A 25,949-nucleotide genomic window follows, 5' to 3' on the forward strand; every position below is an offset into this window, starting at 1 on the left:
ATTATTTGGAGCGAATGGTTAGGGCTTTTTTTGGTTTCCTTTTTCCTGCTTTTCGCTCTACTCTGTGCCGCTACAATCAGGGCTAATTAGCATTTGTCTTTTGTAAAATCAGATTTTCAAAAGAAATTTAGTTGTGAAAATCCGTTTAATCTGTAAAATCTGTGGCAAAAAATCTTATTTTTACCCAACTAAAATTCAATAATGCTTTTTCTGTATAATTTAATTATAATTCTTGCTTCACAAGTTGTAAAACTATTGGCGCTTTTCAGTCCGAAAATGAAACTTTTCATTGATGGAAGAAAAGAAGTTTTTTCAATTTTAAAAAGCAAAGTCAATACAACCTACAAAACTATTTGGTTTCATGCAGCATCATTAGGTGAATACGAACAAGGTTTACCAGTTATTGAAAAAATAAAAGCTCAATATCCAAACCATAAAATAGTTGTTACATTCTTTTCACCATCAGGTTACGAAGTAAGAAAAAACAATACGGTTGCCGATGCTACAGTTTATTTGCCATTAGACACAAAATCGAATGCACAAAAATTTATAAAAGCTATAAATCCAGAATTAGTTTTCTTCATTAAATATGAATATTGGCCAAATTATCTGAATGAACTGAAAAAACTTCAAATAAAAACCTACTTAATTTCAGGAATTTTTAGAGAAAAACAAGCCTTTTTCAAATGGTATGGCGGATTTTACAGAAATGCTTTAAAAACATTCGAGTACTTTTTTGTACAAAACGAAAGTTCCAAAAATCTGATTCGATCTATTGGTTTCAATAACGTAAAAGTTTCCGGTGATACACGTTTTGACAGAGTGGTTGCAATTTTAGAAAGAGATAATTCATTAGATTTTATAGAACAATTTAAAGACAACAAAACAACAATCGTAATAGGAAGTTCGTGGCCAAAAGACGAAAATTTATTAGTAAACTACATTAACAATGCATCGGATGAAATTAAATTTATCATCGCACCACACAATATAAAATCCGAACAAATTGCAAATCTTAAATTACAAATTACAAAATCAACCATTCTTTTTTCAGAAAAAAACAATGTTGATTTATCAAATTTCAACGTTTTCATTATTGATACCATCGGAATTTTAACCAAAATATATTCCTACGCAGATATTGCCTACGTAGGTGGAGGATTTGGAAATCCTGGTGTTCATAATATTTTAGAACCTGCAACATTTGGCGTTGCGATAATTATTGGTCCAAATTACTCGCATTTTGCAGAAGCAACTGCATTAGTGCATCAAGAAGGTTGTGTTTCAATTTCAACCCAAAATGAATTAAATGATGCATTCAATCTATTGATAAACAACGAAGATGAACGCAACGAAAAAGGGCATATTTGTTCCACTTTTGTGCAAATGAATAAAGGTGCAACAGATATTATTTTGAAACATATAACAGAATAATCATATTTAATAAGTAAACCTCTTATATGATTCAATTTAAAACTTTAGAAACCTCCCAAATTGAAGCCATCACAACCATGATGCAAGATTTTTATGCAATTGATAACTATCCAATTGATGTTGAAGTTTCTAAAAAACTATTTCAAGAGTTTATTACTAATGAACATCTTGGAAAATCTTGGTTGATTTATTCGGAAGATGAATTAGTTGGTTATGTAATTCTAACTTTTGTTTTTAGTTTTGAATACAAAGGAAGAATAGCATTTTTAGACGAATTATACATTAAAAAAATTGCACGTGGAAAAGGAATCGGTACCACAATAATTCAATTCATAAAAGAACAAGCTAAACAATTAAATGTTAAATTACTTTATCTAGAAGTTGAAAACCATAATGAAAATGCACAAAAATTGTATCTTGCAAACGATTTCGAAGTTCACAATCGGAAACTACTAAAATTCAAATTCTAACTTTCTAAAAATCCAATAATCTAAAAATCTAATTATGAGATTCATTAAATTACTACTCTTATTATTTGTCATTCAAACACAAGCGCAACAAGGCGGAATGTGGATTCCATCGATGCTAAAAGGAATGAACGAAGGCGAAATGAAAACCTTGGGAATGAAAATTTCTGCCGAACAAATTTATTCTATAAACCAATCGAGTTTGAAAGATGCCGTTCCTCATTTTGATGGAGGTTGTACTGCTGAAGTAATTTCGGACAAAGGATTGATTTTGACCAATCACCACTGTGGTTTTGACAACATTCAAAGTCATTCAACTGTTGAACACGACTATTTAACCAATGGTTTTTGGGCATACAAAATGGAAGAAGAATTACCAAATAAAGATTTGGAAGTAACTTTTGTGGTAAAAATTGAAGATGTAACTTCCAAAATAATAGAAGGTATTGCAAGTTTAACTTCGGAAGCTGAAAAACAAAAGAAAATTCAACAAAACACTTCGGAATTAGTTAAAAATTCTCCAAAAGAAGCTTGGCAAGAAAACCGTGTAAAAACATTTTATGACGGAAATCAATACCTATTATTTGTAGTAGAAAGCTATAAAGATATTAGATTGGTTGGTGCACCACCGAGTTCGATTGGAAAATTTGGTTCTGATACTGATAATTGGGTTTGGCCTAGACACACTGGAGATTTTTCTTTATTCAGAATTTATGCTGATAAAAACAATCGTCCAGCAGCTTATTCAGCTGATAATGTTCCATACAAACCAAAACATTTCTTCCCAATATCTATCACAGGTTTGAAAGAAAACGATTTTACAATGGTTATGGGTTATCCTGGAAGAACTACTGAATATTTACCATCGGTAGCCGTTAATCAAATTGTTGAAACCTTAAATCCTGCAAAAGTAGAAATTCGTGATGCTGCTTTGAAAGTGCAAGATCGTTTTATGAGAAAAGATAAGGCTATCAAAATTCAATATGCAGCTAAATATGCATCGGTTGCTAATTATTGGAAAAAATGGATGGGTGAAACAAAAGGTTTGAAAAAAGCCAATGCAGTTGCTGAGAAACAAAAATTTGAGAAAGACTTTCAACAAAAAGTAGCAAAAGCAGGCAAACAAGCTGAATACGGAAATTTATTATCAGAATTTGAAAAAAATTATACTGAAATTAAAGACTATGCTTTAGCAAGAGATTATTTTTCTGAAGTTGCCTTGAGAAACACCGAACTACTTTCTGTTGGATATAAATTATACCAATTGGAACAAATTTTAAATTCAAAAGGTGATCAATCTTTTACAGATAGAAAAAATACACTCTCAAGCGGAATTGGAGATTTTTATAAAGATTATAATGCAGAAGTTGATAAAAATGTATTTGAGCAACTAATCAATTTGTATGCAACTAAATCCCCAAAACAGTTTTTACCTGAAAGTTTGAACAACATTAATGCATCTCAATTGACAACTGAAGTTTTTGCAAATTCAAAATTAACATCATTAGAAAAATTTAGATCTTTACTAGAAGGTGATTCGAAAACTGTTATTGAAAAGATGAATGCTGATAAAGGATATCAAGTAATTAAATCAATGGCGGATGCTTTTACTAAAAATGTAGCTCCAAAATATGACGAATTAAATTTAAAAAATATTGCTTTGCAAAGAACTTATATGAAAGCCATTTTAGAGTTAAGTCCAAAATCGGCTCGTATTTTCCCTGATGCCAACAGCACTTTACGAGTAACTTATGGGAAAATAAAAGGATATAAACCAAATGATGCAGTATATTATGAGCCATTTACAACACTTGATGGTGTTATGGAAAAATATGTTCCTGGTGATTATGAGTTTGATGTTCCTCAGAAATTAATTGATTTGTATAATGCCAAAGATTATGGTATTTATGGAGTGAAAGGGAAAATGCCTGTTTGTTTCATAGCTACTAATCATACTACTGGAGGAAATTCAGGAAGTCCGGCTTTAGACAAAAACGGAAACTTAATTGGCTTGAATTTTGATAGAGTTTGGGAAGGAACAATGAGTGATGTTTATTACTCTCCAGACATTTGTAGAAACATTATGGTGGATTCTAGATACATACTATTTATTATTGATAAGTATGCTGGAGCAAAAAACATCATTAATGAATTGAAAATCATACAACCAGCTAAGAAAAAATAAAATTTATGTTTTATTGCATTTTGGCATGAAATTTGTATAGTAAAATACGGAACTCGAAGATAGAATTTTTAAAAAAAGTTAAATAAAAATTTTTTCGATTAAAAAAATTTATATCTTTGCTCCGAATTAATAATTAACCTTTTATTTAAATTAAGATGAAAAAAGTATTTTTAAGCTTAGCTGTTATTGCTGCATTAACTGTAGTATCTTGTAAACAATCAGAAAACGCTGCTACAGAAGCTACTGACACAACTGCTGTTGACACAACTGCTGCTCCAGCTGACACAACTGCTGCTCCAGCTGATACAACTGCTGCTCCAGCTGACACTACTGCTGCTCCAGCTGAGACTGCTGCTCCAGCAAAAAAATAATTAGAACTAGTTCTAATTACAAAAAATAAGCTCTGCAATGCAGAGCTTTTTTTTTACTTTATATTTAAATTTATCCGAAGATTTCTTCTGCAGGTGGAAAAACATCATTCTGATTTGAAAAGTCAAGAACTTCAGAATTGTGTATAGTTCGTTCTATTTCTGCGATTCCCTTTTCCATTAATAATTGAGTAGTATACTTCCTACTTACAGCAATTTCTTTTTCGTTTAAAATTATTTTAAAATAAAGCTTCCCATTCTTTGACTTGAACTTCATAAAAAATAAACTTGCTAAAGATTTTTTAAGTAATTCAATATTGTCTTCGCACTCAAACCGTAATTCAAAATCATTACTCAACAATATCACTTTACCTTTCCTAGAAGTAAACTCATATTTATAATATCCATTTAATCTTTTACTTATAACAAAAGTACCCATATTACTCAAATCAAAATCAAATTAAAACAAAAAAAGCTCCAAACATAGTTTGAAGCTTTAGTACTCAGAGCGGGACTTGAACCCGCACGAACATTACTGTTCACTGGATTTTAAGTCCAGCGTGTCTACCAATTTCACCATCCGAGCATTATAGGTGGTTGAGCGAAAAACGGGGCTCGAACCCGCGACCTCGACCTTGGCAAGGTCGCGCTCTACCAACTGAGCTATTTTCGCATTATCAGATTTTGTATGAACGACAATACTTGTTCCGTATTGCGGAAGCAAATGTAATATTAAAATTCAATTATACAAACGTTTTTTATAAAAAAAACTTCACAAAAACATAACCTATTGAAAACCTATTTGTTACTTTTTAAGCAACATCCGTTTTATTTCGTTTAGTTTCATTAAAGCTTCTACTGGAGTCAAGGTATTGATGTCTAAACCCAGTATTTCCTCTTTAATTTCCTCCAACAATGGATCGTCTAAATTAAAGATACTCAACTGCATTTCATCTTTAGCTGATTTTATTCCATGTAAAGCGTCTCCTGAATGGTCTTTTTCTAATTTCTTAAGTAACTTTTGCGCTTTTTGAATTACTATCTGTGGCATACCAGCCATTTTTGCAACATGAATTCCAAAACTATGTGCACTACCTCCTTTTACTAATTTTCTTATGAAAAGAACATTATCTTTTAACTCTTTTACCGAAACATTGTAATTTTGAATTCTCGGAAGCATTTCACTCATTTCATTCAATTCATGATAATGTGTTGCAAAAAGTGTTTTTGGTCGAGCAGGATTTTCGTGCAAAAACTCTGCAATTGCCCATGCTATAGAAATACCATCATACGTACTTGTTCCACGACCAATTTCATCTAAAAGAACTAAACTTCTATCGGAAATATTATTCAAAATAGAAGCTGTTTCATTCATCTCTACCATGAATGTAGATTCGCCCATCGAAATATTATCGCTTGCGCCTACCCTAGTAAAAATTTTGTCTACAACTCCCATTCTAACGGCTTCTGCCGGAACAAAACAACCCATTTGCGCAAGTAATACAATCAAAGCTGTTTGACGTAAAATAGCTGATTTACCCGACATGTTTGGTCCGGTTATCATAATTAGCTGTTGGGTTTCTCTATCTAAAAAAACATCATTAGCAATATAAGGAACTCCAACCGGAAGTTGCTTTTCAATAACAGGATGACGGCCGTTTGTGATTTCTAATTCATACGTTTTATCTATTATTGGACAAACATAATTGTTCTCAATTGCTAACTGCGTGAAAGAAGTTAAACAATCTAACTGAGCAACCAAATTAGCATTCAACTGAACTGGTTTTATGTAAGTTGCAATCCAATTGACCAATTGTTCGAAAAGCTGTCCTTCTATTTGATGAATTTTTTCTTCGGCACCCAGAATTTTGGTTTCGTATTCTTTTAATTCTTCTGTAATGTATCGTTCAGCGTTTACTAATGTTTGCTTTCTAATCCATTCAGCAGGAACTTTATCTTTATGTGTATTTCTAACTTCTATATAATATCCAAAAACATTATTAAAAGATATTTTTAAAGAAGAAATTCCTGTTGCTTCAGATTCTCTTTTCTCAATTCCTTCTAAAAATTCTTTTCCTGAAAAAGCAATACTTCTTAATTCATCTAATTCGGCATGAACTCCTGTTGCAATAGCATTTCCTTTTGAAATAGCAACTGGAGCATCTTGATTTAAGGTTGTTTTTATCTTTTCACGAAGTAAATCACAGCTATGAAAACTATCACCAATTATTCTTACTGCTTCTTGCTTACTTTCTAAAGCTAATGTTTTTATTGGAATTATTGCATCCAATGATTCTTTCAAATAAATAACTTCTCTTGGAGAAACTTTTCCTGTTGCAATTTTAGAAATCAATCGTTCTAAATCGGAAATCTGCTTTATTTGATATTGTATTTTTTGAAGTATTTCTTGATTTTCTTTCAAATAAGTAACCACTTCATGACGACTTCTAATTTTATTTGCATCTTTTAAAGGCAATGCTAACCATCGTTTTAACAAACGCCCACCCATTGGCGAAAGCGTTTTATCGATTACATCTAATAATGTTACAGCATTAGGATTATAACTATGATATAATTCTAAATTTCTGATGGTAAATCGATCCATCCAAACATAGGCATCTTCGGCAATTCGTTGAATACTTGTTATGTGTTGAACTCTATTATGCTGTGTTTCTGATAAATAATATAATATCGCTCCTGAAGCAATAATTCCATCTTGCAATTCCTCAATGCCAAAACCTTTTAACGAATTGGTTTGAAAATGATTGGTCAATGTTTCAAAAGCATAATCTTCTTGATAAACCCAATCTTCAAGATAAAATGTATTAAAATCTTCTCCAAAACTTTCTTTAAATTGATTTCGATTGTTCTTTTGAATTAGAATTTCACTCGGATTGAAATTTTGAAGCAACTTATCAATATATTCTTCATTCCCTTGAGCCGTCAAAAATTCTCCTGTAGAAACATCTAAAAATGAAACTCCTAATTGCTTTTTCCCAAAATAAATTGATGCTAAAAAGTTATTAGATTTAGATTGCAAAACTTCATCATTCATTGCAACTCCTGGAGTAACTAATTCGGTAACACCACGTTTTACAATAGTTTTAGTCATTTTTGGATCTTCAAGTTGATCGCAAATGGCTACTCGAAGTCCCGCTTTTACAAGTTTCGGCAAATAGGTATTAATAGAATGGTGAGGAAAACCTGCCAAAGCCGTTTCTGTTTCTGAGCCAGCACCTCGCTTTGTCAAAGTAATACCAAGAATTTTTGATGCACGAATAGCATCCTCCCCAAAAGTTTCATAAAAATCTCCTACTCTAAACAATAAACAAGCATCAGGATACTTCCTTTTAATCTCGTTATATTGCTTCATTAATGGTGTTTCTTTCGGGCTTTTATCTTTAGATGACAATGGTTTTATTATTTTAATTTTAGCTTACGAATTTAATTATTTAATATTAAATTTTATCATTAACAATTCATTTAATAAAAATTTAAGTTTCATTGTGACTCTTGAACTTTTTTTTATATAAATTTGTCTTGTTAAATTATTAATTTTATAAAAAATGAAAAAAATATTACTAGTAGCAGTTTTAGCAGTTTTCAGTTTAACTTCTGCAAATGCTCAAACAAAATCTAAAACAAAAAAAGCTAAGAAAGCGGTATCAACTAAAGTTGAAACTCCCAAAGTTGATGGTGCAGGAATGGTTTTTGAAAATGAAACTATTGATTACGGAAGTATTCCGCACAATGCTGACGGACAAAGAGAATTTGTTTTTACAAATAATGGAAACAAGCCTTTAGTTATTGAAAACACTCAAGGATCTTGTGGTTGTACGGTACCATCTAAACCAGAAAAACCAATTCAGCCAGGAGAAACAGGTAAAATTGGAGTTAAATACGATACTAGCAGAGTTGGTCCATTTACTAAAACAGTAACTGTAACTTCTAATGCTGTAGGCTCAAATGTTACTCCAGTAACGACTCCATCAACAACTCCAGGTGCTGCTCCAGTTCCAACAGGAAAATCTACAAAAATTATTACTATTAAAGGTAATGTTCTTCCAGATGCTCCAGCTGCTCCAGCTACAGAGACTAAAAGCTAATATTTTTTCCTCATAAAAAAGAGCTTCCGATTTTCGGAAGCTTTTTTTTGAATACCTTTACCAAAAAAAAATGCGAAAATTAGAAAACAGCGAACTTGAAAGAAAATCTGTTGAAGATTTTAAACAAGCTGAAAAAACACCAATAATAATTGTCTTAGACGATATTAGAAGTCTTCACAATATTGGCTCGGTATTTAGAACTTCTGATGCATTCCTAATTGAAAAAATTTATCTCTGCGGAATAACCGCAACACCTCCAAACAAGGAAATTCATAAAACCGCACTTGGAGCAACTGAAACCGTCGCATGGGAACACAATAAAAGTGTTATTGAAGTTATTGAAAAACTTAAAAAAGATGGCACTTCTGTTTATGCTATTGAACAAGTTGAAAATGCTATATTCTTAGATGATTTTAAACCTGAAAAAGAAAAAAAATACGCATTAGTATTCGGAAATGAAGTATTTGGAGTTTCACAGGAGGCTATTAATTTAAGTGATGGCGTTATAGAAATCCCACAATTGGGAAGTAAACATTCATTAAACATTTCTGTAAGTACTGGAATTGTAGTTTGGGATTTATTTCAAAAAATAAAATCTAATTAAGTTTTTTCTTAATTTCTTCAAGGATAAAAATATAATCTTCTTGATTTTTTACAAAATCTCTTTCAGAAACATCTACTATAAGTACATTCAAATCTTTCTGAGTTTTGATATAATCGAGATAACCGTTGTTGATTTTTTCTAAGTATTCTGCTGGAATTTCTTGTTCGTAACTTCTTCCTCTTCGCTTGATATTTGCCAATAATCGTTCTGTATTTTGGTACAAATAAACATACAAATCTGGTTTTGGCATTTCTTTGTAAATGATATCGAAAAGCGTTTTATACAATCGGTATTCATCTTCAGCTAAAGTTACTTTAGCAAAAATTAAAGATTTAAAAATATGATAATCGGCAATGATAAAATCTTTAAACAAATCAAACTGAGCTAAATCGTCTGATATTTGTTGGTACCTATCGGCCAAAAAAGACATCTCTAGCGGAAAAGCATATCGGTTTTGATCTTTATAAAATTTAGGTAAAAACGGATTGTCTGCAAATCGTTCTAAAACAGTTTTGGCATTAAAATCTTCTGCTAATTTAGAAACCAAAGTTGTTTTTCCTGCTCCAATATTTCCTTCAATAGCAATGTAATTGAAATCGTCAAAATTGATTTTTTGCAATGGTGCATTCAATTTTGAAATCTTCACACAATTACCTTCATCCTTACAATCTTTTAAAATATCTGAAACTGATTTTTGGGAAATAGGATGTGTCCAATCGGAAACCACTTCCATCATTGGCAACAAAACAAAAAGTCGGTCTTGAAGATGTTTGTGCGGAATTTGTAATGATTCAGATTCAATAATTTCATCATCAAAAGAAATCATATCGACGTCAATAACTCTTGATTGATAATCGGAACTTTCTGTTCGAACTCTACCTAACTTTTTTTCAACTTTCAAAATGTTTTTTAAAAGTTTTTGCGGATTTTTATGCGTATGAATTAAAACGGCACAATTGTAAAAAGAATCACTAGAAAAACCCCAAGAATCTGATTCAAACAAAGAAGAAACCTTAACCACAGTTCCAACTTCTTGATGCAATAAATCAATACAATGCTCAATGTTCTCAAGGCGATTACCTTGATTACTACCTAAAGAAAGTATGACTTGATGTTGCTGATTCATATTTGGCAAAATAACTAAAAGAATTTTAGAATTGAAGTATATTTGTAGCTTGTGTTGATAACTATTTTTATTTTATAATTAATCAAATGGTTTGTAACAAATTACCTTTTTCAACTACTAATTAGTAAAAATTAAATATTATGAGATTTTTAGGAAATGTATTAGCCACTATTGTTGGGCTATTTATTTTTTGCATGATTTTTTTCTTTGGAATTATTTTAATTGGAGCTATTGCCGGAAGTGGCGACTCCGAAACTGTTACTGTTCAAAGTAACTCTGTAATCGAATTGGATTTATCAAAAATCAACTACGATTATGCTGGTAAAACCAATTATGATGACATGCCGTTTTTAAATGACAAAGACAAACATGATGGTTTATTTGATGTAATTAACGCTATAGAATATGCCAAAACTGATTCGGATATTGAAGGAATTTCAATTTTAAACAATTTTTCAAATTTAGGAATTGCTCAAACCAAAGCTTTGCGTGATGCTTTAGAAGATTTCAAAAAATCAGGTAAATTTATCTATTCTTATGCCGATGTTTATTCGCAAAAAGACTATTATTTAAATTCGGTTGCCAATACCATTTATTTGAATCCTATTGGAGAATTAGAATTCAAAGGTTTATCTGCTGAATTGATGTTCTTTAAAGATTTACAAGAAAAATCAGGTGTTAAAATGGAAGTAATTCGTCATGGAAAATACAAAAGTGCGGTGGAACCCTTTTTAGAAAATAAAATGAGTGATGCCAATAGAGAACAAACCACGCAACTGTTAACTTCAGTTTGGAATTCGGTAGTAACAGAAGTTGCTAAAAGCAGAAAAGTATCTGTAGCACGACTAAATCAAGTTGCTGATGGACTTTTAGCAAGAACGCCACAAATGGCAAAAGCCGAAAAATTAATCGACATTATCGCTTACGAAGATGTTTATCACAACGACATCAAAAAAGCTTTAAAAGTAGCATCTGACGAAGATTACGAAAGTGTTTCTATTGAAGATTATGCCGAAAAAGTTGCTTCAACATCAAAGGATTATTCAACTAAAGATAAAATTGCTATTATTTATGCTCAAGGTGAAATTGGTAGCGGTGAAGGTGATGTAAACCTTATTGGCGAAGGTGCGATGCGTCGTTCATTGCAAGAAGCTCGTGCTGATAAAAATGTAAAATCAGTAGTTTTAAGAATTGATTCTCCTGGAGGAAGTGCTTTAACATCGGAACTGATTTGGAGAGAAATTGAATTGACTAAAAAAGTAAAACCTGTCGTGGTTTCCATGGGAAATTATGCAGCTTCTGGAGGTTACTATATTGCTTGTAATGCTAATAAAATTTTTGCAGAAGCCAATACAATCACAGGTTCAATTGGAGTTTTTGGAATTCTACCAAACTTTACCGTTGCTGCAGATAAAATTGGTTTAGACATCGAACAAGTAAAAACACATACTAATGCTGCAGGTTATAGTCCATTTATGCCATTAGATGAAAACTATCGCGGTTTTGCTCAAGAAGGCGTTGAACACATTTATTCTACTTTTGTAAACAGAGTTTCTGCAGGAAGAAAATTAACTTTCGAGCAGGTTGACGCTATCGGTCAAGGAAGAGTTTGGAGTGGTCAAGATGCTTTAAAAATTGGTTTAGTTGACAAAATTGGAGGAATGGATGAAGCTATAAAAGAAGCAGCTAAACTTGGAAAAACAACAAAATATAGAATTCAAAATTTCCCAGAATATGAGAAGAGTTTTGAAGATATTTTAGCACAATTTGGATTTGCACAATCGCGTCAAGCTATTATAAAAGAAGAAATTGGTGAGCAAAATTACAAAGTGCTTCAGCAAATAAAACAAATGACCAACCAAAAAGGTGTTCAAGCAAGAATGGCTTATGAGTTGAAAATTAATTAATCAAAAAACGATTGGGTTAGTTGTTTTTATCCGTCTTATTGAAAAATGAGACGGATTTTTTATTTGTAAAAGTATTTCTACATCATTGAAAACATCAAACATTTTATGAAAATTTTACAAGCTATAACTATCATAAAACACTAAATTTGTTGTTATTATAGTTAAGGCAAGATATTTGCTTTAAAAAAATGGATCAAATTTTAAATCATCATGGTAAAAAAAATTTTAAAAATCGTTGGAATTGTATTGTTGCTACTAGTTGTCTCTGCTTTTGCAATTCCGTATTTATTTGAAGACCAAATAAAAGCTAAAATTTTAAAATCTATCAACGAAAGTGTCGATGCCAAAGTGGCTTTTACTGATGCCGATTTGAGTTTATTCAAAAGTTTTCCTAATGCGAATGTAGCTATGGAAAATTTATCTATTGTAAACAAAGCTCCATTTGAAGGTGATACCTTAGCTTCTTTTAAAGAACTGAATTTAAAAATGTCGGTAATGGAACTTTTCAATGATGACAACGAACCTTTAAACATTGATGCCATTTCCTCTAAAAACGGATTAATTAATATCATTTTCAATAAAGATGGTGTTGGAAATTTTGACATTGCTTTAAAAAATCAAAACCAAAAAACAGACGATGGGAAAAGCAAACCACTTGCTTTAAAAATTAAAGAATACGATGTTGAAAATTTCAAGTTCAAATATTTTGATGAAGCGTCTAAAATTTCGATGGTTATTGATAGCATCAATCATTCTGGAACTGGCGATTTTACTAATGATGTTTTAGATTTAGACACCAAAACAACAGCCAAAGTTTCATTGAATATGGATAAAGTAAATTACATGAATAAAGTAAATGTTTCTTTGGATGCCATTCTCGGAATTGATTTAAAAAACAGTAAATATACTTTCAAAGAAAACAAAGCGAAAATCAACGAATTACCTTTAGAATTCAACGGATTTATTCAATTAGTAGATGCTGGACAATTATATGATTTAACATTTAAAACACCAACTTCATCCTTCAAAAACTTCTTAGGCTTGATTCCGCCTGCTTATTCAAGTAGTCTGGATAATGTAAAAACTACAGGTGATTTTACTGTTGCTGGTTTTACTAAAGGAATGTTGACAGATACCACTGTTCCTAAATTTAATATAGCCATTGCTTCCAATAATGCGTCTTTTCAATATCCTGATTTACCAAAATCGGTTAAAAATATTGTTATCGACACCAAAATCATTAATGAAACTGGTGCAATGAATGACACTTATGTGAATTTAGACAAACTATCCTTTTCTATTGATCAAGATGTTTTTAACGCTAAAGCAAACATTAAAAACATTGCAACAAATGCTTTGGTTGATGCCGCTTTGAAAGGAACGATTAATTTGGCTAATTTGTCAAAAGCTTATCCTATTAAATTAGAAAAACCTCTTTCAGGTATTTTGAAAGCTGATGTTACTACTAAATTTGATATGGCATCGGTTGAAAAAAGTCAGTACCAAAACATCAATAATGCTGGAAATATCAACTTAACTGGATTCAAATATGTGGATGAAAACGGCAAATCGATGAATATTAATAGTGCCATTGTTCAATTCAATCCGAGTCGTGTCAATCTTCAAGAATTTAAAGCTACTACAGGAAAAAGTGATATGAATGTGACTGGAGTTTTAGAAAATTTCTACGGCTTTATTTTCAGAAATCAGAATTTGCAAGGAAACTTTAATTTGACTTCCAATCAACTTGCGGTTTCCGATTTTATGACAACAGCTGAGCCAACAGCTAAAACAGAAACGAAAGCTAAAACTGAGGCTATGAAAATTCCTGCTTTCTTAGATTGTTCACTTACGGCAAAGGCTAACACAGTTTTATACGACAATTTAACGTTAAAAGATGTTTCTGGAAAACTGATTGTAAAAGACCAAACAGTAACTTTACAAAATGTGAAAACCAATATTTTTGGCGGTTCAATTGGTGTAAACGGAATGGTTTCTACCAAAGCAAAAATACCAACTTTCAATATGAATCTTGGTTTGAATCAAGTAAATATTGCAGATAGTTTTACCCAATTAGACATGTTGAAAAAAATTGCTCCAATTGCAGGAATCATAAACGGAAAGCTAAATTCAACTATCAAATTATCTGGAAATTTGGATGCTAATGAAATGACTCCTGATTTAAAAACACTTTCTGGAGATTTATTAGGTCAATTGTTATCAACTACTGTAAATTCTAGTAATTCTACTCTTTTGAGTGCTTTAGATTCCAATTTGAATTTTATTGATTTAAAGAAATTAAATTTAAACGATTTAAAAGCAGCATTAACCTTTAAAGATGGAAAAGTTACGGTAAAACCGTTTGATTTAAAATACCAAGACATAAAAGTAACGGTTGGTGGAACGCATGGTTTTGACCAATTGATGAATTACAATTTAAAATTTGATGTCCCTGCCAAATATCTTGGAACTGATGTAAATAATTTAATTGCTAAATTAACTCCGGCCAACGCAGCTAAATTGGAAAATATTCCTGTAAATGCAGTTCTTGGTGGTTCTTTTACAACGCCAAAAATCACAACTGATATAAAAGCAGCAACTACAACTTTAGTAAATAATTTAGTAAAACAACAGAAAGAACAGTTGATAGGAAAAGGTAAAAATGAATTAGAAAATTTAATCAACAAAAACAAAAAACCTGGCGATACTACAAAAACTAAAGTTCCAGCGACTAAAGAAGAAGTTAAAACCAAAGCCAAAGATTTATTGAATGGTTGGTTGAAGAAAAAAGAAAAACCTGCAAGTACTACAACAACTCCATAAATTAAGATGCCTTTCGATTTGAAAGGCATTTTTTTTACAAACTAATCTTCACTACATATCCTTCAAACGTTCTAATATTAAAAACCGTTCCATCTTCAAAAATTAAATATTGACCTTTTATTCCGGTAAGTCTTCCTGCGAAGTTTGGAGATTTATCTAAACTTAAACTGGAAACCTTTTTAGGATATTCCAAAACTGGAAAATGCAAATCATATAAATCTTCCTTTTCTGGATGGTAAAATTCTTGCACTTCTTTTGGAATTAGGTATTTCAAATTGGCACGTTCTTTTACTAAATCGGCAGCTGGAACTTCATTTTTTAGCATTTTTTGCCAATTGGTTTTATCCGCAAAATGATTTTTCAAAGCGACTTCGGTAATTCCTGCCAAATATCGATTTGGAACCTCAACAATTGGAATGGCTTGCACTGCACCTTGATCTATCCATCGAGTTGGCACTTGTGTTTTTCTTGTTACACCAACTTTTACCTCACTTGATAATGCTAAATATACAATATGTGGTTGCAATTGTACTCGTTTTTCGTATTCCAAATCTCTATCTTCAATATCTAAATGAGCTGTTGATAATTCGGGTTTCATAATCCAATCGCCTGCCGATGCGCTACTCATAAAGCAATCATAACAAAATCCTTGACGGAAAATCTTTTTCTTTTTTCCACAATTCAAACATTGATATCCAAGAAAATTAATTTCCATAGATTTATTCAATAGCTGATTCAAATTCAAAAAACTGTTTTCAAAAACCAAATAATATTGAATTGGATTCGAAAACTCGGTTTGCATTTTGGTGAGAACGCCTTCGTATGTCATTTTTAATATAAATTTACTCGATTTTTATAAAACTAATAATAATCTATTTCTCTTTTCCAGATAAATAGTTTTTTACCATTAACGAATTTTGATTGTTCAATCCAATTATTATAGCTATCGTATTTGTATTCAAATTGAACAACAATTTCTTTTTCAGAAGATGATTTTACTATTAATTTATATAACTCACCTTTATCATTATAAAAAAATTCTTTTTTATAATCAAAAGTATTAGTACTGTTTAACGTTTTATTTTCTTCTTTAATTTTTCTATTTATTCTATCGTATTCTTTAGATTGAACATATATAATATTTGGATTCGATGCAAAGTTAAGCCTTGTTTCAATACAATTTCCTCGTTCATCATATTCAAAATATTTGGTTTCTGACAATCCACCTTCAGAGTCATAATCAGGAGGAAAAAATGACTCGGATTTAATAATTTGCTTTTTTTGATTAAAATACTTTTTTAAAGAAGTAAAATATGTCCCAATGGAATCTTTCTTTTCGTAATAAGAAACCGAATCATACTTTGCCCAAATAGTAGGTTTGTGGAGTATAGTTTTATCTTGTAAACCTAGTTTATTTAACGTGTAATATACTTCTTTTTGTTTACCTTCTTGTGTCAAAAATTCTTCTCCAATTAAATTGTACTTTTCATTATAGTAAAAAATCTTGAGGCTAAAATTTTCACAATTATTTGTCCAATAATTTAATTTACTCTGAATGAATTTTTTATGATTATATGAAATATTTGAGATGTAATAATCTACATTATCGTATTTCTTAGTAATTCTACATAAGCTATCAAAGTCTGTATATTTATATTCATATGAGGCACATTGCTTATCATTTTTATAAAACCAATCTTCACTTTTCAAAAGTCCTTTTTCATTATAAAATTTTTTATTATTAATGTAATGAACAAAAACCTCGTTGAACCAATTATCATAAAATCTATCAACTGTTCCTTGAGGATTAGTAAATCCAGAATGTCCATAATCACCATCATTATTAAATAATTTATAATTTTGGATTGAATCTGTAACAAAGTATAATTTCTCCCTTGTAGATTTTACTTTTCCAATTAAAGTTTTCTGCTGAGAGCAAAGCATTATTGGAGTGATTAATAATACTAATACAAATGATTTCAATATAGCTTATTGTTTTAAATTATTTACTATTTTAGCGTAAAGTTATAATTCGTAATTCGTAATTCATAATTCTTAATTCAAAATCATGCCTTTTCCAATAATTAATTCTATCGCATCTTGGGTTTTGAAGCAGCGCATTCATCAGATTGAGTTGTTTCTTAAATACCCTAATGAAGTTCAGGATGAGTTACTTATGAACTTAATTCGCAATTGTGAAGAAACCGTTATTGGAAAAAAATACGATTTTGAATCGATACGAAATTATAAAACATTTACAGAAAGAGTTCCGGTTTCAACCTACGAAGAATTGGAACCTATGATTGAACTCACTCGAAAAGGTGCACAAAACGTTTTTTGGAATACACCCATAAAATGGTTTGCTAAATCGAGCGGAACTACAAACGCTAAAAGTAAATTTATTCCCGTAAGCAATGAAGCTCTAGAAGATTGCCACTACAAAGGCAGCAAAGATTTGTTGTGTATGTACTTGAACAACAACGAAAATTCCGAAATGTTTCTTGGAAAAAGTTTGCGTCTTGGTGGCAGTTCACAGATTTATGAAAACAACAATACTTCGTTTGGAGATTTATCGGCAATATTGATAGAAAATATGCCAATGTGGGCTGAATTTAGCAGCACACCAAGCAATAAAGTTTCGTTAATGAGCGAATGGGAAACCAAATTGACTGCTATTATTAACGAAACTAAAAAAGAAAACGTTACTAGTTTTGCTGGCGTTCCATCGTGGATGTTAGTATTACTGAATCGAATTCTGACAGAAACCACCAATTCTAATTTGATGGAATTATGGCCTAATTTGGAAGTATATTTTCATGGTGGCGTGAATTTTGAACCTTATCGTGAGCAATATCAAAAGATTATTCCTAGTAGTGATTTTAAATATTATGAGATTTACAACGCTTCGGAAGGATTTTTTGCGATTCAAGATTTGAATTATTCCAATGATTTATTGTTGATGTTGGATTATGGAATTTTCTACGAATTCATTCCGATGGACACTTTTGGAACGCCCAATCAGCGCATTATACGTTTAGCTGATGTTGAATTGTTTAAAAATTATGCCATTGTAATCACAACTAATTCAGGATTATGGCGTTATATGATTGGTGACACCGTTCGATTTACTTCTTTAAAACCTTACAGAATTAGAGTTTCAGGAAGAACAAAACATCATATTAATGTTTTTGGAGAAGAATTGATGGTTGAAAATACAGATCAGGCAATTGCTAAAACAAGTTCGGTATTGAATTGTGAAGTTAAAGATTACACGGTTGCACCTATTTTCATGAAAGGAAAAGAAAAAGGCGCACACGAATGGATGATTGAATTTAAAAAACATCCCGAAGATATGGAGCAATTTCAAAAAGTATTGGATGAAACGTTGCAAACAGTCAATTCCGATTATGAAGCTAAACGTTACAACAACATGACATTAAATCAATTGAAAGTAAATGTTGCGCGTGAAAACTTGTTTTATGATTGGTTAAAAGAACAAGACAAATTGGGTGGACAACATAAAATACCGAGATTATCTAACGAACGTGATTATTTGGAGCAATTGATTGGGATGCAAACGAGTATAAATTCCAAAGGTTAAAATTCTAAAAAATGAAAAAAACTGCCATCTTATTACTTCTCTCATTTTCCATACTTTCTTGTGGACCTAAAAGAATGAAATGTTATGGAAAACGTTGTGTGGAAACTTCAATTAAAAAAGAAAGTTCAGTACCTTCGCATCGCAATTCGTAATTCCCAAATTCTTTTTTGAAAACTAAACTTTACTTAGCATTATTTTGTGTTGCTTTCTTTTGGGGAACCACATTTTTAGGCATTCGAATTGGTATTGAAACCATTCCTCCTTTTTTACTTGCAGGCATTAGAAACTTAATTTCGGGTTTTATCATTTTCTTTTATTTATTGTTTCAACGAAAATTAGAACCTGTAAACCCAAGGCAATTTCTTAGAGCTTTTATCCTATCTATAATGATGATTGTTCTTGCTAACGGATTAACAACCTATTCTGAAAAGTACATTACTAGTGGTTTGGCTTCATTAATATCTACATTATCACCTTTTTTTGTACTGATTTTGAATTTGATTTTAGGCAATGAAAAACTTTCCATTAAAACGACACTTGGAATCTTACTAGGTAAGTTTGGAATTTTTCTAATCTACCAAAACAGTCTTTCCGATTTATTGAATCCTGAGTATCGACAAGGTGTTTTTGCTATTTTAATTGCTGTTTTAATGTGGGCAATTGGAACAATTATCACCAAAAAAGGAAGTGAAAATTCGTTAACCATGCTCATGAATGTAAGTATCCAAATGATCATTGCTGGAATTATTTTGACTGCAATTCAATTCATTTTAACTCCAACAATCTCTACTGAGAATTGGAGTTTGCGTAGCGTTTTAGCAATGGTTTATTTAGCCGTTTTTGGTTCGGTTGTTGGTTATGTTGCTTACAGTTATTTGATAACACAAATGTCTTCTACCAAAGTTTCTGTTTTATCCTATGTCAATGTTGTAGTTGCATTATTTCTTGGTTGGCTTATTCTAGATGAGACCATTACTTCTCGAATTATCATTGCTGCTTCATTAATAATTGGTGGTGTCTTTATTGTAAATTATAAAAAAGCAAAATAAATTTCATTTTCGCTGTAACATTTGTTGATGATAAAAGTCTTATAGTGAATCATCAATCAAATCAAATTACAATGAAATCACTATTTCTATCTATTACATTATTAGTAGCAAATGCTTTATTTGCACAAGAAAAAAAACAAGATTCTGAAACACCAAAAGATACTATCAAGAAAAAAGTTGAAGTTCTTGACGAAGTAAAAGTTTCCACAAAAAAACAACTTATCAAAGTTGAATCCGACAAAACAACCGTTTCTATAAAAGATAACGCAATGTTGAGTACTGGAACAGCTTATGATGCCGTTAAAAAATTACCAGGAGTTATCGCTTCGCCAACAGGAGGTTTGACTTTAAATGGTAAAGGTGTTGCAATTTATATCGATGGCTCACCAAGTACGCTAAGCGGATCTGATTTGGAAAATTATTTATCATCGCTTCCTGCTAATGCTATTGAAAAAGTAGAATTGATTTATAATCCTGGTGCAGCATTTGATGCTAACGCTAGTGGTTCAGTAATCAATTTAGTAACTAGTAACAAACGTTTAAAAGGCATCAATGCAACATTCAATTTAAATTATAATTTTAATAAATATCAGAAACCTAGTCCGCAGATATTATTGAATGGTAAAGAGAAAAACTTGAGTTGGCAAACTATGATAGGTTACAACTATATTGATCGTGAGCAAAAATCAAAAAACGGACAAACTTTTACTTCATTCGATCCAGATAAGTACATCGACCAACAAAGACTATCTGTTACAACAAACCGAAATTTCTACATGAGAATTGGAACTAATTATAAGTTAAGTGAAAAATCTAATTTGTTATTCAATTACAATTCTACTTATAGCAATGACAGAGATGTTTTTGATGCAAAAACTACTGGAAGTGAAATTTCAGATTATTTGAATGACGGAAGTACCAAAACAAAGTCTAACAATCAAGAATTTAGTTTGCAATATAAAACTAAGTTAGATACTATTGGAAGAACACTTGATATCATTGCTTTTGCAAATACTTTCAATAGAAATCCGAATTCTAAATCTAATGCTTTTGATGGTGTAACTTCTAGTTATAATAATTTTACCAATGACTTTGGTTTGCTAAATTATTATTTGAAATATGATTTTGCAATTCCTTTTGAAAAACTAAAACTTTCTATCAACACTGGTGGAAAATTTAATACCATCAAAGTAAATAACACCGGAAATTACAATTTGAATTCTCCAATTACAGACATTATTGATTTTGATTATAAAGAAACAAATTTGGCTTTCTATGCTGAAGCAAGAAAAAAGATTAAAAAGTTCAATTTTACTTTAGGACTTCGCTTTGAAGATTTTAATGTAAATAGAACTGGAATTGTTGACAACACAAGAACAGATATCGATTTCAATAACAGAAATTTATTTCCTAATGTAAGTGCTTTGTATGAAATTGCTCCAAGCGTAAATATGAGCGCCTCTTATTCAAGAAAAATTTCGCAACCAAGTTATGGTGTTTTAGACCCGAATGGTTCTAATTTTGACCAGTACAATTCTTCTTCAGGAAATTTATTATTGAATCCGTCGTTTTTTGACAATTATGAATTCAAGATTTCGGCAATGGATTTCATACAATTAGGAACAAACTACACCGTTTCAAAAGATCATAATTTATTCATTTTTAATGCCGAGCCAGGACAATTGGTAAGTACACAAACGTTCCAACAATTTGATCGTTTTAAAACAATGAGTGTTTTTGCCAACTTCCCAATTCCGTTAGATTACTTCTTTAAAGGAAAAGAAGAGTTCAAAAACAGAATGAACAATATTGATAAAATGAATTACATCTTTTTGAACATCAATTACATCAAAAACTTGACGGAAGGATATGACTTTTCATTCAAGTCTAAACCAATTTGGAACTATGCTGCTCAAGCCCAAATTATGTTACCATGGGATATTAAAAGTAGTATGACTTACTTCATTTTGCCTCAAGGTGGTGTTTGGGAAATATATAAAATCACAAAACCAATTCAACAATTTGATATTTCTTTGAACAAAGATTTCTTGAATAAGAAATTAAAATTAGGAATTCACGCATTTGATTTATTCAATCAAAATGAGATTAACGCTTTAGTTTCGTCAACCAATTTAGAAACAAAATTCTATGAGAAAAATGATTCTAGAGTTTTTAGAATTTCGTTAACCTATAGATTTGGTAATTTAAAATTAGAAAAAGAAAACACCGACATTCAAACAGAAAAAGTGAAAAGTGGCGGTGGATTAGTGAAGTAATTTAAAGATTAGTTGTAAAATAAAACCCGATTTTGAAATTTCAGAATTGGGTTTTTGATTTTTAGTTATGAAGCAATTTCCAATCGTTTCAATAAATTTTTATTCAAGGTATGCTCAGCGTATTCTTTATCAATTTCTAAAGATTTGTCATCCGAACTTGGTAATTCATACATCGCATCGGTTAAAATTGCTTCGCATAACGAACGTAATCCACGCGCACCTAATTTGTATTCTAAAGCTTTTTCCACAATGTAATCTAAAGCTTCGTTGGTGATGGTGAATTTTACATCATCCATAGCAAATAGCTTTTCGTATTGTTTTATCAAAGCATTTTTTGGTTCGGTTAGAATAGAACGTAACGTTTCTTTATCTAAAGGATCCATGTGAGTTAATACCGGTAAACGACCTATGATTTCTGGAATCAAACCAAAATCTTTAATGTCTTTTGGGATGATATATTGCAATAAATTATCCTTATCAATATTGTCAACATTTTTAGAAGTTGAATATCCAACAGCGGTTCTGTTTAAACGTTTTGAAATAATTCTTTCAATTCCGTCAAAAGCTCCACCAGCGATGAATAATATATTTTGAGTATTTACCTCAACAAATTTTTGGTCTGGATGTTTTCTTCCTCCTTTTGGTGGTACATTCACAACAGTTCCTTCCAATAATTTCAACAAGGCTTGTTGCACACCTTCACCAGAAACATCACGAGTTATTGATGGATTATCACTTTTACGAGCAATTTTATCAATTTCGTCAATGAAAACGATTCCTCTTTCTGCTTTAGTAACATCATAATCGGCTGCTTGAAGTAAACGAGTTAAAATACTTTCCACATCTTCTCCAACATAACCAGCTTCGGTTAAAACAGTCGCATCAACAATAGCTAAAGGAACATCTAACATACGTGCAATCGTTTTTGCTACTAATGTTTTTCCGGTTCCTGTTTGACCAACCATAATGATGTTTGATTTTTCAATTTCAACATCTTCGGCTACTTGTTGTTGCATTAATCTTTTGTAGTGATTGTACACTGCAACCGACATTACTTTTTTGGTTTGCTCTTGACCAATAACATATTCGTCAAGAAATGCTCTGATTTCTTTTGGCTTACGCAAAACTAAATCGGTAGCAATTTTTGCATTGGAATTGGTTTTTAATTCTTCTAAAATAATTCCATGTGCTTGTTCAATACAGCGGTCGCAAATGTGCGCGTCGATTCCGGCAATCAATAAATTGGTTTCCGGTTTTTTTCTTCCGCAGAAGGAACATTCTAATTTTTCTTTTGCCATCTTTTTGGGTTGGATGCTGGAAGATGGATGCTGGAAGATGAGAAAACACCCAACTTCCAGCTTCTAACTTCCAACTTTATTATCTTCTTAAAACTTCATCAATCATTCCGTATTCTTTTGCTTCATCAGCAATCATCCAATAATCTCTTTCAGAGTCTCTATGAACTTTTTCGAAAGTTTGACCTGAATGGTTTGAAATTATTTCATACAACTCGTTTTTCAATTTCAACATTTCTTTCAAGTTGATTTCCATATCGGTTGCAACTCCTGAAGCGCCACCTGAAGGTTGATGAATCATTACTCTTGAATGTGGTAATGCCGAACGTTTTCCAGCTGCACCAGCACAAAGTAAAACGGCTCCCATTGAAGCTGCCATTCCTGTACAAATTGTTGCTACATCTGGTTTGATGTATTGCATTGTGTCATAAATTCCTAGACCTGCGTAAACGCTTCCGCCTGGAGAATTGATATAAATTTGAATGTCTTTAGAAGCATCCACTGATTCTAAAAACAATAATTGTGCTTGAATGATGTTCGCCATATAATCATCAACTCCTGTTCCCATGAAGATGATTCTATCCATCATTAAACGAGAGAAAACGTCTAATTGTGAGATATTTAATTGGCGTTCTTCAATAATATAAGGCGTTAAACTAGCTACCATTTTATCGTAGTACAAGCTATTTACTCCATGATGCTTAGTAGCGAATTTTTTAAATTCTTTTCCGTAGTTCATTTTAAAATATAGTTTAAAAGTTTATATGTTTAAAAGTTTAAAGTTGTTGGACTAAACTTATAATTTATTTCTTTATTGCAAATGTCGTTCCTTTTATTTTAAGTGACAAACTGTCTGAAAACAAAAGCGTCAAAATCAATTGACTTTGACGCTCAAATATAATAAATTATCTTTTACAATTAGTGGTTTAGTTCACCATACATTGCTTTAATAAACTCTTCGTAATTAACTTCTTTTGTTTTAGCTTTTACTTTTTCTTTGTAAAGGTTCAACATTTTTTCACTCATTACTTGCTCAGAAAGGCGTTTTACCTCGTCTTGGTTACCCATAACACGAGCTACAATTCCTTGAACATCTTCGTCTGTAGGATTCATTTGTCCGAATTGCGCCATTTGTTTTTTAATTAAACCTGAAGTAAAATCTTTTAATTCTTCGAAAGTAATTTGAAGATTATTATCTGCCATTACTTTACCTTCGATTAATTGGTAACGCAATCCGTTTTCAGATTTTGCATATTCTTCTTCAGCTTGTTCTGATGTTAATGGATTTTCACCTGCTGATTGAATCCATTTTTTTAAAAATGTTGAAGGTAAATCAAATTTTGTATTAGTAATTAATGATTCAGTAACGTCATTTAAGAACTTTTGATTCGCTTGTTGTTCGAATTGTTGTTCAGCGTCTTCTTTTATTTTAGCTTTCAATTCTTCCAATGAATTTACAACTCCAGGTCCGAATAATTTATCGAACAACTCTTGGTTTAATTCAGCTGGTTCACTTGCAACAACTTCATCAATTGTAAAAGTAACTTCAATATCTAAACCATGAACATCATCGTGAACAATAGCCAAAACATCCATTAATTTATGGTCATCATTGAATAAACCTTTAGTTTTAAGAGTAACAACATCACCTACTTTTTTACCTAAGAACAATTTTGCTGTTTTTGCATCAGCAAACAATTCCATATCTAAAGTTGTTCTATTGTTGATTCCTTTTTCTTCATTAGTAAAAATCCCTGAAACATCATTTCCTTCTGCAACAACAGTTGCTGAAACTATTTTACCATATTGTTTTTGGATTCTTGCAACTTGTGCGTTCAACATGGTGTCGTCTGCAATGATTTTATATTGAACCACATCATTTTTTGCTGCTAAATCAACAGAGAATGTTGGTGCTAAACCTAATTCGAAATCAAATTTGAAATCTTCAGCATCCCAATTGAAACTGTCTGTTACAACAGGAAGTGGATTTCCTAAAATATCTAATTTTTCTTCTTGTAAATATCTGTTTAGATTTTCTTGTAAAACTTTGTTTACTTCTTCCAATAAAATTGCTTTTCCGTATTGTTTTTGGATTAAGCTCATTGGTACAGCGCCTTTTCTGAAACCGGGAATCGCTGCATTTTTACGATAATCTGCTAATACTTTTTCTACTTTTGGAGCATAATCAGCTTTAGAAACCTCAACAGTTACTACAGCATTTAATGCATCTACATTATTTCTTGTAATATTCATTTCTTCGTGTTTTATACATACTAAAATTGGGTTGCAAAATTATAACATTTCTACAACCCAACCAATTTTATTTTATTGATTTTTAAACTATTGTTTCCCTTCTCCTGTAAGTTGATAAACCAATGATTGTGAAAGCGATAAAATGATGCTAAAGAACAAGGCTGTCCAAAATCCGTTTACATCAAATCCATCTACAAAATGGTCGCACATTAGAATTATTATCGCATTGATAACCAATAAAAACAGTCCAAGAGTAAAAACGGTTACTGGTAAAGTAAACAACACTAGCACTGGTTTTACAAAAAAGTTCAACAATCCTAGCACAATTGCAACAATTAATGCTGTAGAGAATTCGTCAACCACAACTCCTTTCATAAGGTAAGATATAACCATAACAAGGGTGGATGTTATTAAAATTCTTAAAAGTAATTTCATATTTTCTAATTAATTTTTAT

The 25,949-nt window shown here is 31.2% G+C and carries 21 protein-coding genes and 2 tRNA genes; 12 read left to right on the top strand and 11 right to left on the bottom strand.

Going from position 1 to position 25,949, the window contains the following annotated elements; translation table 11 throughout:
* Window positions 1-201: 201 nt before the first annotated feature.
* The 4 genes from ABD771_RS07720 (at window position 202) to ABD771_RS07735 (ending at window position 4,457) form a co-directional block, all read left to right on the top strand.
* Window positions 202-1,434 carry a 3-deoxy-D-manno-octulosonic acid transferase gene (locus ABD771_RS07720; protein WP_345093054.1) on the top strand — a complete coding sequence of 411 codons (1,233 nt, stop codon included), beginning with the start codon at window positions 202-204 and terminating at the stop codon, window positions 1,432-1,434.
* A gap of 26 nt (window positions 1,435-1,460) precedes the next feature.
* Complete coding sequence (locus tag ABD771_RS07725) at window positions 1,461-1,904, top strand: GNAT family N-acetyltransferase (RefSeq protein ID WP_345093057.1); 444 nt, start codon at window positions 1,461-1,463, stop codon at window positions 1,902-1,904.
* 34 nt (window positions 1,905-1,938) lie between these two features.
* The gene (locus ABD771_RS07730) at window positions 1,939-4,086 is read left to right on the top strand and encodes a S46 family peptidase (RefSeq protein WP_345093060.1); all 2,148 of its coding nucleotides are present in this window, start codon (window positions 1,939-1,941) and stop codon (window positions 4,084-4,086) included.
* A gap of 155 nt (window positions 4,087-4,241) precedes the next feature.
* The gene (locus ABD771_RS07735) at window positions 4,242-4,457 is read left to right on the top strand and encodes a hypothetical protein (RefSeq protein ID WP_345093063.1); all 216 of its coding nucleotides are present in this window, start codon (window positions 4,242-4,244) and stop codon (window positions 4,455-4,457) included.
* Window positions 4,458-4,527: 70 nt separating this feature from the next.
* On the opposite strand, the gene ABD771_RS07740 is transcribed toward ABD771_RS07735, so the two are convergent.
* The 4 genes from ABD771_RS07740 to mutS form a co-directional block, all read right to left on the bottom strand.
* Entirely contained in the window at window positions 4,528-4,731 is a 204-nt protein-coding gene (locus tag ABD771_RS07740) for a hypothetical protein (RefSeq protein WP_345093066.1), read from the bottom strand.
* Between the two features lie 223 nt (window positions 4,732-4,954).
* Window positions 4,955-5,040: transfer RNA gene (locus tag ABD771_RS07745), tRNA-Leu, on the bottom strand.
* A 14-nt stretch (window positions 5,041-5,054) separates the two neighbouring features.
* Window positions 5,055-5,127, bottom strand: a tRNA-Gly gene (locus tag ABD771_RS07750).
* Between the two features lie 132 nt (window positions 5,128-5,259).
* Window positions 5,260-7,827, bottom strand: coding sequence for a DNA mismatch repair protein MutS (gene mutS / locus ABD771_RS07755; protein WP_425556461.1), 2,568 nt, complete (start codon window positions 7,825-7,827; stop codon window positions 5,260-5,262).
* A 193-nt stretch (window positions 7,828-8,020) separates the two neighbouring features.
* Here mutS and ABD771_RS07760 point away from each other — a divergent pair, with 193 nt between their 5' ends.
* The gene (locus ABD771_RS07760; protein ID WP_345093072.1) at window positions 8,021-8,560 is read left to right on the top strand and encodes a DUF1573 domain-containing protein; all 540 of its coding nucleotides are present in this window, start codon (window positions 8,021-8,023) and stop codon (window positions 8,558-8,560) included.
* 70 nt (window positions 8,561-8,630) lie between these two features.
* A complete protein-coding gene (locus ABD771_RS07765; protein ID WP_345093076.1) occupies window positions 8,631-9,164 on the top strand; it encodes an RNA methyltransferase in 534 nt (177 codons plus the stop codon).
* Here the strand turns inward: ABD771_RS07765 and folK are convergent.
* On the bottom strand, window positions 9,157-10,290 hold the full coding sequence (folK, locus tag ABD771_RS07770; protein ID WP_345093079.1) for a 2-amino-4-hydroxy-6-hydroxymethyldihydropteridine diphosphokinase: 1,134 nt from the start codon (window positions 10,288-10,290) through the stop codon (window positions 9,157-9,159). The two genes, ABD771_RS07765 and folK, sit on opposite strands and share 8 nt — an antisense overlap.
* Before the next feature lie 140 nt (window positions 10,291-10,430).
* Between folK and sppA the strand changes: the two genes are divergently transcribed.
* Window positions 10,431-12,197, top strand: a complete 1,767-nt coding sequence (gene sppA / locus ABD771_RS07775) for a signal peptide peptidase SppA (protein WP_345093082.1) — start codon at window positions 10,431-10,433, stop codon at window positions 12,195-12,197.
* A 210-nt stretch (window positions 12,198-12,407) separates the two neighbouring features.
* Window positions 12,408-15,020: an AsmA family protein gene (locus ABD771_RS07780; RefSeq protein ID WP_345093085.1), complete on the top strand. Its 2,613-nt coding sequence runs from the start codon at window positions 12,408-12,410 to the stop codon at window positions 15,018-15,020.
* A 34-nt stretch (window positions 15,021-15,054) separates the two neighbouring features.
* Here the strand turns inward: ABD771_RS07780 and ABD771_RS07785 are convergent, their stop codons facing one another.
* On the bottom strand, window positions 15,055-15,849 hold the full coding sequence (locus ABD771_RS07785) for a DUF2797 domain-containing protein (RefSeq protein ID WP_345093088.1): 795 nt from the start codon (window positions 15,847-15,849) through the stop codon (window positions 15,055-15,057).
* Window positions 15,850-15,881: 32 nt separating this feature from the next.
* Window positions 15,882-17,003, bottom strand: coding sequence for a hypothetical protein (locus tag ABD771_RS07790; protein WP_345093091.1), 1,122 nt, complete (start codon window positions 17,001-17,003; stop codon window positions 15,882-15,884).
* An 85-nt stretch (window positions 17,004-17,088) separates the two neighbouring features.
* Between ABD771_RS07790 and ABD771_RS07795 the strand changes: the two genes are divergently transcribed.
* The 4 genes from ABD771_RS07795 (at window position 17,089) to ABD771_RS07810 (ending at window position 21,946) form a co-directional block, all read left to right on the top strand.
* A complete protein-coding gene (locus tag ABD771_RS07795) occupies window positions 17,089-18,621 on the top strand; it encodes a GH3 auxin-responsive promoter family protein (RefSeq protein WP_345093094.1) in 1,533 nt (510 codons plus the stop codon).
* An 11-nt stretch (window positions 18,622-18,632) separates the two neighbouring features.
* The gene (locus ABD771_RS07800) at window positions 18,633-18,773 is read left to right on the top strand and encodes a hypothetical protein (RefSeq protein ID WP_345093097.1); all 141 of its coding nucleotides are present in this window, start codon (window positions 18,633-18,635) and stop codon (window positions 18,771-18,773) included.
* A 15-nt stretch (window positions 18,774-18,788) separates the two neighbouring features.
* Entirely contained in the window at window positions 18,789-19,670 is an 882-nt protein-coding gene (locus ABD771_RS07805) for a DMT family transporter (RefSeq protein WP_345093100.1), read from the top strand.
* A 71-nt stretch (window positions 19,671-19,741) separates the two neighbouring features.
* A complete protein-coding gene (locus ABD771_RS07810) occupies window positions 19,742-21,946 on the top strand; it encodes a TonB-dependent receptor domain-containing protein (RefSeq protein ID WP_345093103.1) in 2,205 nt (734 codons plus the stop codon).
* 65 nt (window positions 21,947-22,011) lie between these two features.
* On the opposite strand, the gene clpX is transcribed toward ABD771_RS07810, so the two are convergent.
* The 4 genes from clpX to ABD771_RS07830 form a co-directional block, all read right to left on the bottom strand.
* Window positions 22,012-23,244, bottom strand: coding sequence for an ATP-dependent Clp protease ATP-binding subunit ClpX (gene clpX, locus ABD771_RS07815; protein WP_345093106.1), 1,233 nt, complete (start codon window positions 23,242-23,244; stop codon window positions 22,012-22,014).
* A gap of 79 nt (window positions 23,245-23,323) precedes the next feature.
* Window positions 23,324-23,980: an ATP-dependent Clp endopeptidase proteolytic subunit ClpP gene (gene clpP / locus ABD771_RS07820; protein WP_298305780.1), complete on the bottom strand. Its 657-nt coding sequence runs from the start codon at window positions 23,978-23,980 to the stop codon at window positions 23,324-23,326.
* A gap of 179 nt (window positions 23,981-24,159) precedes the next feature.
* The gene (tig, locus tag ABD771_RS07825) at window positions 24,160-25,494 is read right to left on the bottom strand and encodes a trigger factor (RefSeq protein ID WP_345093109.1); all 1,335 of its coding nucleotides are present in this window, start codon (window positions 25,492-25,494) and stop codon (window positions 24,160-24,162) included.
* 87 nt (window positions 25,495-25,581) lie between these two features.
* Complete coding sequence (locus ABD771_RS07830) at window positions 25,582-25,929, bottom strand: phage holin family protein (RefSeq protein WP_345093112.1); 348 nt, start codon at window positions 25,927-25,929, stop codon at window positions 25,582-25,584.
* Window positions 25,930-25,949 lie beyond the last annotated feature (20 nt).

The sequence above is a fragment of the Flavobacterium chungnamense genome, assembly GCF_039539165.1.
Lineage (GTDB): Bacteria > Bacteroidota > Bacteroidia > Flavobacteriales > Flavobacteriaceae > Flavobacterium > Flavobacterium chungnamense.